Source organism: Microbacterium sp. 05N427 (assembly GCF_056397105.1).
In genome coordinates this window covers 127089-139820 of the sequence record NZ_JBFTMT010000011.1, presented here as the reverse complement: position 1 = coordinate 139820, position 12732 = coordinate 127089, and the positions used below count along the sequence as shown (strand labels likewise).

Here is a 12732-nt window from a genome sequence, read left to right as displayed (position 1 = left end):
CTGGCAGGGCGGCCGGCTTAGCGGGCGCGTTGGGCGACGGCCGCCTCGGTGCGGGAGGAGACGCCGAGCTTGCGCAGGATCGCGGAGACGTGCACGCTCGCGGTCTTCCCGCTGATGAACAGGCGCTCGCCGATCTGCCGGTTGCTGAGTCCCTCCGTGATGAGGTCGAGCACCTGCTGCTCGCGCGCGGTGAGCTCTACGCTCTCCGCGGCGTGGGCCGCGCGCGATCCCGCGCGGTGCAGACCCGCCGCGTCGATGAACTCCGCGGTGCGGCGTCGCAACCGGTCGTGGCCGAGGGCCTCGGCGACCGCCGCCGCCTCGGCCGCGACGTCGGGAGCTGCTGCCCTGTCTCCCGAGGCCACCAGCGCTCTGGCCCGCTCCAATCGCACGACCGCCCGGAACACTGCGGGAACGTCGTCGCCGTCAGCCACGGGCACGGCCGCCTCGAGCCGGTCCGCGTCACCGTCGAGCACCGCACCGAGCACGGCATCCCAGCGCGGAAGCTGCAGCTCGGGCGGCAGCGATGCCCACCGGGCGCGCACAAGATCGGCCGTCGAAGCCGCGAGCACGTCATGTCCGTCCGCGCGCAGGTCGGCCACGACCCGACCGCCCTCGAGCAGGATCCGCCCCATCAGTGCGAGCCGCGGGCCCGGATCCTCGAGCACGGTGCGCAGCTGTTCGGCCGCCCGCACCGAATCGCCCAGACCGAGCGCGATGAGGATCTCGATGTCGTGCAGCGAGTACCAGACCTGACGCTCGACGGCGGCGACGCCCTCGGCGATCGATCGCCATTCGCGCAGCACTCGCACGGCCTCGTCCATCTCGCCGCGCCACACGAGTGCCCTGATTCGCGACATCGTCGAGTACATCCGGAAGACCTGCAGGGTGCGCACCGCGAGATCCCGTGCGGAGATCTCCTCCACGCGGTCGATCTCGCCGAGCTCGAGGAGCGGTTCGACCATGTTGTGCGACAGGATGGCGCCGGTGGACCGCTCGACGCCGAGCGTGCGCGAGTGCGCGACCCCCGCCTCGGCGACCTCGACCGCCTCACGGAACCGGCCCAGCATGTTCAGGCTGTCCGCGTAGTTGACCCGGTAGCGCAGCTGGGCATCGTGGTCGGCCGCATGCTCCCAGGAGAGCCGGAAGTCGGCGAGGCCGGCCTCGACCTCGCCGAGGTGGATCCGGCTGCAGCCGCGCAGATTCGCCGCGACCGACATCACGTTGTCGAAGCCGATCGACTCGGCCATCCGGTAGGCCTCGTCGGCGGTCGCGACCGCCTCCTCCAGCCGGGCGCCGATGAGGTAGCGGCCTGCGAGATATCCGAGCAGCGCGGCGCGCAGCCGCTCCTGCCCCGGCTCGGACTCGATGATCGCGAGCGCCTGCAAGAAGAGGTCGATGGATCCGCGCCGACCCAGATTCTGCAGGTAGAGCGCCTTATCGCGCAGCAGCCGCGCGTGCACGGAGCGGTCGACGGCCGCGGGATCGATCTCGTCGAGCGCGAGCGACACCACGGCGAGCGCGCGCTCTCCGTCGCCCCCGTTGCGCAGGATCGATCCGACCTGGGCGAGCAACGGGATCCGCTCGATGCCGGCGACCTCCGCCGCATCCGGAACCTGGTCCCACAGCTCGAGCGCCAGCTCACCGAACCGCGCGGCGGTCGAGAAGGCGTAGCTGTTCTTCGCCTCCTGCATCGCGGTCACCGCCGCGGCGAGCGCGCGGGGCGAATCGTGGGCGCGGTGCCAATGGAACGCGAGCGTCGACGGCACCGCGCCGGCTGTCTCCAGGACGTCGGCGTATGCCCAATGCAGGCGCGCCCGCTCGCCCGGCAGCAGGTCGTCGTGCACGGCCTCGCGCAGCAGGGCGTGCCGGAAACCGTAGCTCTCCCGGTCGGCCAGCCCGATGATTCCGGCGCCCATCGCTTCGCGCAGGGCATCGTCGAGCCGTTCGTCGCCGAAACCGGCAAGGGTGGAGAGCAGGTCGTGCGCGATGGCGCCGTCGGATCCCGAGGCGACCCGCACCACCCGCTTCGCGTCGTCGCCGAGCGCGTCGAAGCGCGCGAGCAGCACGTCGCGCAGAGTGTCGGGCATGGGGCCCTGCACGTTGCAGAGCAGCTCCTCGATGAAGAACGGCACGCCCTCGCTGCGCTCCATGAGGCGGGCGAGTCCCGCATCATCGACCGCGCCGCGCAGGCGCTGCACCAGGTCGCGCACCTCGATCGCCTCGAGCCGCTTCAGGGTGATCCGGTCGAGAAGGCGGGCGCGCTCCGCCTCGGCGAAGAACGTGCGCACCTCTCCCCCGCGACGCACCTCGTCGATGCGGCAGGTGAGCAGGAACAGCACCGGTCGGCCCGCGAGGGCGCGGAGCAGGAACGACAGCATCGACAGGGTCGCGGCATCGGCCCAGTGCAGGTCTTCGATCACCACCACCACGGGCCGGGTGGCGGCAGCGGCCTCGAGGAGGTTCGCGATCGTCTCGCGCAGCCCCTCGGGGCGGATGGCGGACCGGTCGACCGGTCCGGTGGCGCGCTCGGGCAGCAGCAGCTGCAGGGCATCGCGGCCGGGGCCCGCTGCTTCGTCGGCGCGGTCGCCGAGCTCGTCGAGCACGCCGCGCAGGATCGCCGGGAGCGGCCCGAAGGGCGCCGGCGTGGATCCGTAGTCGAGGCACCAGCCCGTCAGCACGATGGCCTCGTCCGCCACGCGGCGCCGGAACTCCGCCGTCAGCCGGGACTTGCCGATGCCCGCCTCGCCGCCCACGAGCACGGAAGCGGACTCGCCGGCACCGGCACGGCGCAGGGCGTCGTCGAGGAGCGCGAGTTCGGCATCGCGCCCGACCATGGCGGCCGACGTGGTGGCGAGGGACATGTCTTCATCGTGCCACCAGCCACGGACATCGGGCGCCGCTCGTGGCCCGGCGCCGCCCTCGGCAGAAGCGGCGGAGACCGCCCCGGACGCGGAAGAGCCTCCCGACGGCAGCGGATCCGGTGTGGGATCCATCGTCGGGAGGCTCTCGCTCTCGCGATCAGGCGCGTTCTGTGCCGCGGAGGGCTCAGGCATCGCGGTGTCTGGCGCCGAGGCGGACGCCGGGGCTCTCATGCGGCGTGCGAGCCGCAGCCGACCAGCTCGCTCGCGCGGGCGCCCTCCTCAGCCTGCGCGGACGCAGCCGGCACGAGCTCGGCGATCGGCGCCGCGGGCACGAGCTCGGGCGACGGCGCAGCGGGCTCGGGCGACGGCGCAGGGGCTGCGCTCGCAGGACTCGCCGTCGCCGGGACGGCGGGCGCGGGGGTCGTCGCGGCGGGCACCACCTCGGTACGGCGGGCCTGCAGCCGACCCAGCGTGCGACGCAGGAACCCGTCGCGGCGCACGATCATGTCGGCGTGCTCTGCGGCCATCCTGGCGCGCTCGGCACGGATCGCGGCCTGCTCGATTTCCAGCGTGGTGATGCGGTAGCTCATCGCGTAGTTCAGTTCCATGATGTCTCCTTCTCCGGTACTCATACGCTCGTCGCTAAGGCCCCCTCCCTCCATCGGGCAGATGCCTTAACTTCTGAGGCGGGCACCTCAGATCCGGATCCGGACCGCAGCCGAGGGCGGGGTCATCCCGCCTTCGCCCCACCCCGAGGACCCCGCCCGCACCACCGCGCACAGGCACCCGGACTACCGTGGAACCATGCGCCCGCTCGCCGCCCTCCGTGCCGCCCGACGCGCGCCGTTGCTGCAGGTGGCGAAGTCGGCGGCGGCCACGATCGCGGCCTGGCTGATCGCGGGCTGGCTCGTCCCGGGGCACCTGCCGGTGTTCGCGGCGATCGCCGCACTGCTCGTGGTGCAGCCGAGCGTGAACCAGTCGTTCGCGAAGGCCGTGGAACGCAGCATCGGAGTGATCGCGGGCGTCGTGATCGCGGTGCTGCTGAGCCTCGCCCTCGGAGGGCTCAGCTGGGTCGTGCTGCTCGCGGTCGTGGTGGCCATGGTCGTGGCCTGGTCGTTCAAGGCCACGCCGGGCACCGCGAATCAGGTCGCGATCTCGGCGATGCTCGTACTCGCGCTGGGGTCGGCGAGCCCCGACTACGCCGTGGACCGGATCCTGGAGACGCTCATCGGCGCGGCGATCGGCTTCGTGGTCAACGTCGTCGTGGTGCCCCCGGTGCTGGTCGCCCCGGTGCGACGCGACCTGGCGCTGCTCGGCGGAGAGCTCGCCGCGACCCTGGACCGCCTCGGCGACGCGATCGCGGTGGAGCAGAGTCCCGCACGCCTGCAGGAGCTCATGCTCGAGGCCCGGCTGCTGCGCCCGATGAAGGACGCCGCCGATGCGTCGGTGACCGCCGGGGAGGAGTCGCTCACGCTGAATCCGCGCGGGTCGCGCCACCGTTCAGAGCTCGCCGCGATGCGTGCGTTGCTGGAGCGCCTCGGCCCGATCGTGACGCAGGTGATCGGGATGACCCGCGCCTACGTCGACCAGTACGACGACGCTCTGCCTGCCGAGCCGTCGGTCGCGGCGATCGCCGAGCAGCTGCACCGCGCAGGCCACGACGTGCGCCTCGCCGTTCAGCTGGCCGAGGTGGATCCGGAACCCGAGGCGCTGACCTCCGCGATCCCCGCTCTGACCTCGCCACTGGACATCCGCCCGCCCTCGTCCCGTAACTGGGTGCTGATCGGATCCCTCACCGAGGACCTGCGCCGCATCCGCGCCGGCCTGCGCGACGAGGACTGAGGATCCGGCGCTCCGGCGGGGCCCCGCCGGATCCGGCAGCGCCCGGCGCATTCCGCGTCGCAGAGCGTGCCGTTCGCGGGGCGCGTCGAGCGGCTCACACCGGCTCCGGTCCGTTCTCAGGACGAATTCGGCCTGCGGCCCGAAAATCGGTCCCATCTGCGGAGTTCCGTGAAATCCATCCTGAGAACGGTACGGGCAAATCCGCTCAGGCCCCGACGAACTCCTCCACCGGCCCGAAGTCGGGCTCCTCGCGGATCTCGACGACCGATCCGAGCGCGTCGGTGTCGAGCACGCGGATCTCGTTGCGGCCCGTGCGCCACAGCGGTGCAGGGGCGTACAGCGTGACCTGCGGGCCGACCTCGCGATAGCGGCCGAGCAGGAATCCGTTCAGCCACACCATGCCGTTCGCGCCGCCGGGGAACGCGAGCCAGGCGTCGGCGGGGTCGGCGACGTCGAACACCGCCAGGGCGAAGCCGTCAGCCGGTGCGGCGGCAGCGGGAGCCGGTGCGGCGGCAGCGGGAGCCGGTGCGGCGGCAGCGGGAGCCGGTGCGCCGGGGGCCGCCGGAGCTTCCTGCGGGATGAGCCGGTGCGTCCAGCCGTGCGCGAAGCGGCGCCCGATCCGCACGCCAGCCATGATGCCCTTGCCCTCGCCGGTGCGCGGCCCGTAGTTGATCCGCCCGAGGCTCTCCACGACGAGCGTGAGCAGTCCGGATCCGCCCGTGGAGGGAAGGTCGAGCGAGCGCACCCCGTCGCGCTCGAGCACGCCGAGGCGCACGCCGTCGAGGTATACGACCGCGCGGTCGTGCAGCACGTCGACCGTCAGGGCCGCTCCGGGGGCGTAAGTGATCTCGGCCTCGTAGGCGACCAACCCGTCCTCGGCGCCGAGCTCCTCGAACGTGAGCGGCATCGGGGCCGCAGCGGCCGCGGGCTCCGCACGCGCGATGTCGATCAGAGACGCGACGGGCACCAGCGGCGCGGATCCGGCAGCCTGCCGACGCGGCGGCTCCGGCACCGGCGGGAGGTCGCCGTCGTGGAACGGCGCGAACGCCGCGCGCAGCGCGTGGAACTTGTCGTTCAGGGATCCGTCCTCGCCGATCGGCGCGTCCGAGTCGTAGCTCGTGACGGTCGGCTGCAGCACTCCGTCGTGGTTGGCCCCCGCCCAGAGGCCGAAGTTGGTGCCGCCGTGCGCCATATACAGGCTCACGGATCCGCCCTCGGCGAGCAGCTCCTCGACCGTGCCGATCATGCTGGCGGCCGAGCGCACGTGGTGCTGCTCACCCCAGTGGTCGAACCAGCCTCCCCACAGCTCCGCGCAGAGGAGTGCCTGGTCCGGCACGTGCAGGCGCCGCGCCTCCTCGACCCCTGTGCCGAAGGTGAACGACCCCATCGCGCCCTCGACGCTGCCGTTGCGCACCATGTCCGCGGTGGTCCCGTCCGCCGTGGTGAGCAGCTCGACGATCCCGCGCGAGCGCAGCCCGTCGCGCAGGTGCACGAGGTAGTCGTGGTCGCTGCCGAAGGATCCGTACTCGTTCTCGATCTGCAGCGCCGTGATCGGACCGCCATGCGCCGCCTGCAGCGCGGCGAGCCGGGGGATCAGCTCGTCGTACCAGGCGTCGACCGCGGCGACGAAGACGGGGTCGCTTGTGCGTAGAGCGCGCGTGCGGCCGCTCAGCCAAAACGGGATGCCGCCGTTCGACCACTCCGCGCAGATGTAGGGGCTGGGACGCACGAACACGTCGAGCCCGATCTCGCCGGCGAGCCGGATGAACCGCTCGGCGTCGCGCCAGCCTCCGAAGTCGCTCTCGCCCTCGACCCGCTCGTGGAAGTTCCACGGGATGTAGGTGTCGACCGTGTTCGCCCCCATCGCGGCGAGGCGGCGCAGCCGGTCCTCCCATTGGTCGGGGTGGATCCGGAAGTAGTGCACCGCGCCGGAGAGCATCCGGAACGGACGGCCGCGGCGCAGCAGCGCGCCGTCGGCATAGGTGAGCGCTGCGCGCGGGGACTCGGTCATGGCTCTCCTCGGGGTGCGGCACGATGTTTGCGTCACCATAGTCTCGCAGGCAGCACCTGTCGGCCGAAACCGGTCTCGAACTCAGTCGAATCCGGCCACCACGCTCGGATCCCGCCCCCGGGCGGCCCGGATCGACTGAGTTTCGCACGCGTAGGCTGGCGACATGCCCGTCACTCTCGCCGAAGCCCTCGCCGATCTGGCCGCGCTGGAGGATCCCAAGGCCCGCGCCGTCAACGAACGGCACGGCGACGCGCACGGCGTGAACCTGTCGCAGATGCGCGCGCTCGCGAAGCGGATCGGCACAGATCCGGAGCTCGCCGGCGAGCTGTGGGCGTCCGGCGATGTGGCGGGGCAGCTCCTTGGGATCCTGCTCGCCAAACCCCGCGCCCTCGACGCCGACGACCTCGACCGCATGGTGCGGGAGACCCTGAGCTCCAAGGCGCACGACTGGCTCGTCGCGTACCTCGTGAAGAAGTCTCCGCTCGCGGAAGAGCTGCGTGTGCGCTGGCTGGACGATGCCGCGCCCGACGCGCGCGCCGCGGCCTGGTCGCTCACCTCGGCTCGGGTCGCGAAGGCTCCGGAGGGACTCGACCTCGACGCGCTCCTGGACCGGATCGAGCGCGAGCTCGCTGGCGCCCCCGCCCGTGAGCAGTGGGCCATGAACGAGACCCTCGCCACGATCGGCATCAACGACCCCGCACGGCGCGACCGCGCGATCGCGATCGGCGAGCGGCTGCAGGTGCTCGCCGACTACCCCACCCCGCCGAACTGCACCTCGCCCTTCGCGCCGCTGTGGATCGCGGAGATGGTGCGCCGCCAGGGCTGAACGCGTCCTCGCACCCGGCGGGACGGATCCGCGGATGCGCGCGAGCCTCGGATCGCGCATGCGCGCGAGCCTCGCGCCGGAGGAAGCCGCCCGAATACCCTGATCGCATGAGCACGCACATCGCCGCCGCACCCGGTCAGATCGCCCCCATCGTCCTGTTCCCCGGGGATCCGCTGCGCGCGAGATGGATCGCGGAGAACTTCCTCGACGACGCGGAGTGCTACTCCGAGGTGCGCGGCATGCTCGGCTTCACCGGCACCTGGCAGGGCCACAGGGTGTCCGTGCAGGGATCCGGCATGGGACAGCCGTCGATGTCGATCTATGCGAACGAGCTGTTCCAAGAGTACGAGGTGCAGACGATCGTGCGGGTGGGCTCCTGCGGCGCGCTCACGGAGAAGGTCGGCATGCGCGACATCATCATCGCGAACGGCGCATGCACCGACTCCGGGATCAACCGGGTCCGCTTCCATGGCCAGGACTACGCGCCCGTCGCCGACTTCGGGCTCCTGCGCCGCGCCGTCGAGGCGAGCGAGCGGATGGACCTCGACCACGTCGTACACGTCGGCCTGCTCTTCTCGAGCGACCAGTTCTACAGCACCCGCCCCGAGCTCACCGAGCCGTTCGTGCAGCACGGAGCCCTCGCCGTCGAAATGGAGACGAGCGCGCTCTACACGCTCGCCGCGTACTTCGGTCGCCGCGCCCTGAGCATCTGCACCGTCTCCGACCACCTCGTCACGCACGAGGAGACCACAGCCTTGGAGCGCGAGCAGAGCTTCGGCGACATGGTCCGCATCGCGCTCGAGGCCGCGATCGCGGTCTGACGCCGGCGGCGGTCAGCCGCGCCGCCGGGCGCGCGCGTAACCTGGCTGCCGGCACCTGCCCTGACCGTTCTCAGGATCGATTCCGCGGATCCCCGCGATCTCGGCCCTGTCCCGTCGATTGCGGGCATTCCATCCTGAGAACGGTACGGCCCGCGTCGTCCATCCCCGGGTGGGATGATCGATGCATCATGTCTGCGCGCCTCGATCCGTCCGTCGTCCGCCCCGCCGAGGGGGCTCCGGATCCGGATGCCGTCTACCTGGCCTTCGTGGAGTGGGCCGAGTCGACCGGGATCTCGCTCTACCCGGCGCAGGACGAGGCGGTCATCGAGATCGTGTCGGGGCAGAACCTGATCCTCAGTACCCCTACCGGCACCGGCAAGTCGCTCGTCGCGGTCGCCGCCCATTTCGCGGCCCTCGCCGACGGGCGCCGCACGTACTACACCGCGCCGATCAAAGCGCTGGTCAGCGAGAAGTTCTTCAGTCTGGTGGAGGTCTTCGGCGCGGAGAACGTCGGAATGGTCACCGGTGACTCCGCCGTGAACGCCGACGCCCCGATCATGTGCTGCACGGCCGAGATCCTCGCGAACCTGGCCCTCCGCGAGGGGCCGGACGCCGAGGTCGGCCAGGTCGTCATGGACGAGTTCCACTTCTACGGGGACCCGGATCGAGGCTGGGCCTGGCAGGTGCCGCTGCTCACGCTGCCGCAGGCGCAGTTCGTCCTCATGTCGGCCACGCTCGGCGATGTGAGCGAGCTCGCCGCCGACCTCACCCACCGCACCGGCCGGGAGACCGCGGTCGTCACCGGGGTGGAGCGGCCCGTGCCGCTGCACTACTTCTACGAGACCACCCCGATCCACGAGACGATCGAGGATCTGCTGCACACCGACCGCGCACCGGTCTACGTCGTGCACTTCTCCCAGGCCGCCGCCATGGAGCGCGCGCAGGCGCTCGCGAGCGCGAAGGTCGCCACCCGCGAGCAGCGCGACGAGATCGCCGAGCTCATCGGCGGCTTCCGGTTCACCACCTCCTTCGGCAAGACCCTCGCGCGCCTGCTCCGGCTCGGCATCGGCGTGCACCACGCCGGCATGCTGCCGAAGTACCGCCGGCTCGTCGAGCAGCTCGCACAACGCGGGCTGTTGCGCGTGATCTGCGGCACCGACACCCTCGGCGTCGGAATCAACGTGCCCATCCGCACGGTGCTGCTCACGGCGCTCACGAAGTTCGACGGCACTCGGATGCGCCAGCTCAATGCGCGCGAGTTCCACCAGATCGCCGGGCGCGCAGGGCGGGCCGGCTTCGACACTGCGGGCACGGTCGTCGCGCAGGCACCGGAGCACGAGAGCGACAACATCGCCGCGGTCCGCAAGGCCGGCGACGATCCGAAGAAGAAGCGCAAGATCATCCGCAAGAAGGCACCGGACGGTTTCGTGTCCTGGGGGGAGCCGTCGTTCCAGAAGCTCATCGCCGCGGAGCCCGAGACGCTGACCTCGCACATGCAGATCACGAGCGCGATGATGCTGAACATCATCGGGCGCGGCGGCGACGTCTTCGCGAATATGCGCGCTTTGGTATATGACAATCACGAGTCGCGCGCGCGGCAGCGGATCCTGGCGATCCGGGCGCTCGGGATCTACCGGACACTGCGCGAGTCGGGGATCGTCGAGCGCGACGCCGACGGCACGATACGCCTCACCGTCGACCTGCAGCCGAACTTCGCGCTGAACCAGCCGCTCTCCCCCTTCGCCCTCGCGGCGTTCGACCTGCTCGACCCTTCCAGCGGCTCGGAGACAGCGGGATCCGCTTCCGCGGTGCCGCATTCCTCCACGTTCGCGCTCGACATGGTGTCGATCGTGGAGGCCACCCTCGACGACCCCCGCGCCATCCTGGGCCAGCAGGAGTTCATCGCCCGCGGCGAGGCGGTCGCAGCGATGAAGCGCGAGGGCATGGAGTACGAGGAGCGCATGGAGGCGCTCGAGGAGATCACGTATCCGAAGCCCCTCGAAGAGCTGCTGTCTGCGGCGTTCGAGACCTTCAGCGCCGCGCAGCCGTGGATCCGCGACTTCGAGCTGCACCCCAAGTCGGTCGTCCGCGACATGTACGAGCGGGCCATGTCGTTCGGGGAATATGTCGCGCTGTACAAGATCGCGCGCTCCGAGGGCGTCGTGCTGCGCTATCTCTCCGATGCCTACCGCGCGGCCTCGCAGACGATCCCCGAGCATCTGAAGAGCGAGGAGCTGCGCGACCTCATCGAGTGGCTGGGCGAGCTCGTCCGTCAGGTGGACTCCTCGCTGCTGGACGAATGGGAGGAACTCGTCTCCGGTCACCCCGTCTCGCACACCGACGAGCCCGTCGTGCCCCCGGCACCCAAACGACTCACGACCAACGTGCGCGCCTTCCGGATCCTGGTGCGCAACGAGCTGTTCCGCCGCGTGCAGCTCGCCGCGCGCGAGGATCTGGATGCCCTCGCCGCGCTGGATCCGGAGTTCGGCGCCGAGAGGTGGGATGCGGCTCTGGACGCCTACTTCGCCGAGCACGACGAGATCCGCACCGGCGCCGATGCGCGCAGCGCAGCGCTGATCATCCTCGACGAGACCGGTGGCCAGGATCACGAGCGCCCGGCCCGGGCATGGGCCGTGCAGCAGATCCTCGACGACCCGGCAGGAGACCACGATTGGCGGATCTCCGCGATGGTCGACCTGGACGCCTCCGACGAAGCCGGTGAGGCGGTCATCGCGGTGACCGGAGTGGCCCGGTTGTAGCAGGACGGCACCTCTGCGGGACACTCGTCTGCGGCGTACTCCCGCCGATCAGCGCGATCCGTGACGATGTCGGGCGCCCGGCGTATCGTCGGAGGCACGGAGCGGAACGGAGGGCATCATGACGATTCACGAAGGCCGCGGGGGGCCGCGGACCCCGGCTCGGCGGGCACAGGTCCACCAGGGCATCGTCCCGTCCTACCTGTTGGCGAAACTGGCCGAGTCAGAGCGGTACGCCCAGGCCGCCGAGGCCGCCAGGCAGACCCTGATCGCCCCGGCGCCGGCCGAGCACCGGGCTCAGCTGCGGCTGTCGATCGACGAGAACGGCTCGCTCGTGGCCACGGTCGAGGCGGCTCCGAACCGCACGATCAGCGACGCGCACGGCACCGAGACGCTCCCCGGCACCGTGGTGCGCACGGAGGACGAGCCGACGGTGGCCGACGTCGCCGTGAACCAGGCGTTCGACGGGCTCGGCGCGACGTTCCAGATGCTGCTCGACGCCTTCCAGCGCAACTCGATCGATGGGAAGGGCCTGCCGCTGGACGCGACTGTCCACTACGGATCCGGATACGACAACGCGTTCTGGAACGGCGAGCGCATGGTGTTCGGCGACGGCGACGGCCAGGTCTTCCAGGGCTTCACCGGCTCGACCACGGTGATCGGTCACGAGCTGGGGCACGGCGTCATCCAGCACACCGCGGGCCTGGACTACGAGGGGCAGCCCGGCGCGCTGAACGAGTCGCTCGCCGATGTCTTCGGCGCGCTCACCGAGCAGCACCTGCTCGCCCAGACCGCGGACCAGGCGACGTGGCTCATCGGCGCGGGCATCTTCACCCCCGCCGTCCACGGCAAGGCGCTGCGGTCGATGCTGCATCCCGGCACCGCGTACGACGACCCCGAGCTCGGCAAGGATCCGCAGCCGGCCGACATGAGCGGCTACGTGCAGACCACCGACGACAACGGCGGCGTGCACCTCAATTCGGGCATCCCGAACCGCGCCTTCGCGCTGTTCGCGGTCGAGCTCGGCGGCTACGCGTGGGAGACGGCCGGATCCGTCTGGTATCGCGCGCTGACCGGCGGGCTGCCGGCATCGGCGTCTTTCGCGCAGTTCGCGAAGGCGACGATCGCCGAGGCGGAGGCGGTGAGCCCGGCCACGGGCGACGCCGCGCGCACCGCCTGGGCCTCGGTCGGCGTGATCAAGGCGACGGGTGATGAGCGAGCCGCCGGCTGATCCGCCCGTCGGCATCCCCGTCGACTCCGACGCCGCCGGCGACGACGGCGTCGCGATCCGCGTCGCCCGCAGCGGTGGCATCGCCGGCATGACCCGGCGATGGAGCGTGCAGCCATCCGGCGGCGAGGCCGCGCACTGGATCGTCCTCGTCGAGCAGTGCCCCTGGAACGAGAAGCTTCCCCGCGGCACCGGCGCGGATCGCTACTCGTGGCGGATCGAGGTGCGGATCCGCCGCGAGCGCCACGAGCAGGTGATCCCGGAGGAGCATCTGCTCGGCCCGTGGCGCGCCCTCGTGGATGCGGTGCAGGAGGCGGACACCGGCACGGCGCCGCTCTGATCCACGGCCCGAAACGCCGCTCGGGGAGCGACTCACATCGCGCTTCC

At 71.3% G+C, this 12732-nt stretch carries 9 protein-coding genes; 6 read left to right on the top strand and 3 right to left on the bottom strand.

What is annotated here, in order from left to right:
- Window positions 1-17: 17 nt before the first annotated feature.
- Window positions 18-2861, bottom strand: coding sequence for a helix-turn-helix transcriptional regulator (locus tag AC1DG4_RS12985; RefSeq protein ID WP_477381239.1), 2844 nt, complete (start codon window positions 2859-2861; stop codon window positions 18-20).
- Between the two features lie 227 nt (window positions 2862-3088).
- Window positions 3089-3469 carry a hypothetical protein gene (locus tag AC1DG4_RS12980; RefSeq protein WP_477381237.1) on the bottom strand — a complete coding sequence of 127 codons (381 nt, stop codon included), beginning with the start codon at window positions 3467-3469 and terminating at the stop codon, window positions 3089-3091.
- A gap of 196 nt (window positions 3470-3665) precedes the next feature.
- Between AC1DG4_RS12980 and AC1DG4_RS12975 the strand changes: the two genes are divergently transcribed.
- Entirely contained in the window at window positions 3666-4703 is a 1038-nt protein-coding gene (locus AC1DG4_RS12975; RefSeq protein ID WP_477381235.1) for an FUSC family protein, read from the top strand.
- A gap of 205 nt (window positions 4704-4908) precedes the next feature.
- Here the strand turns inward: AC1DG4_RS12975 and AC1DG4_RS12970 are convergent, their stop codons facing one another.
- A complete protein-coding gene (locus tag AC1DG4_RS12970; protein WP_477381233.1) occupies window positions 4909-6714 on the bottom strand; it encodes a glycoside hydrolase family 35 protein in 1806 nt (601 codons plus the stop codon).
- A gap of 163 nt (window positions 6715-6877) precedes the next feature.
- On the opposite strand from AC1DG4_RS12970, the gene AC1DG4_RS12965 reads away from it, so the two are divergent.
- The 5 genes from AC1DG4_RS12965 (at window position 6878) to AC1DG4_RS12945 (ending at window position 12685) form a co-directional block, all read left to right on the top strand.
- Window positions 6878-7540, top strand: a complete 663-nt coding sequence (locus AC1DG4_RS12965; protein ID WP_477381231.1) for a DNA alkylation repair protein — start codon at window positions 6878-6880, stop codon at window positions 7538-7540.
- A 107-nt stretch (window positions 7541-7647) separates the two neighbouring features.
- Window positions 7648-8361: a purine-nucleoside phosphorylase gene (deoD, locus tag AC1DG4_RS12960; protein WP_477381229.1), complete on the top strand. Its 714-nt coding sequence runs from the start codon at window positions 7648-7650 to the stop codon at window positions 8359-8361.
- Between the two features lie 188 nt (window positions 8362-8549).
- Window positions 8550-11120, top strand: coding sequence for a DEAD/DEAH box helicase (locus tag AC1DG4_RS12955; RefSeq protein ID WP_477381227.1), 2571 nt, complete (start codon window positions 8550-8552; stop codon window positions 11118-11120).
- A gap of 118 nt (window positions 11121-11238) precedes the next feature.
- Window positions 11239-12348: a M4 family metallopeptidase gene (locus tag AC1DG4_RS12950; protein WP_477381225.1), complete on the top strand. Its 1110-nt coding sequence runs from the start codon at window positions 11239-11241 to the stop codon at window positions 12346-12348.
- Window positions 12329-12685 carry a protealysin inhibitor emfourin gene (locus tag AC1DG4_RS12945; protein ID WP_477381223.1) on the top strand — a complete coding sequence of 119 codons (357 nt, stop codon included), beginning with the start codon at window positions 12329-12331 and terminating at the stop codon, window positions 12683-12685. Before AC1DG4_RS12950 ends, AC1DG4_RS12945 begins: the two co-directional genes overlap by 20 nt.
- Window positions 12686-12732: the final 47 nt, after the last annotated feature.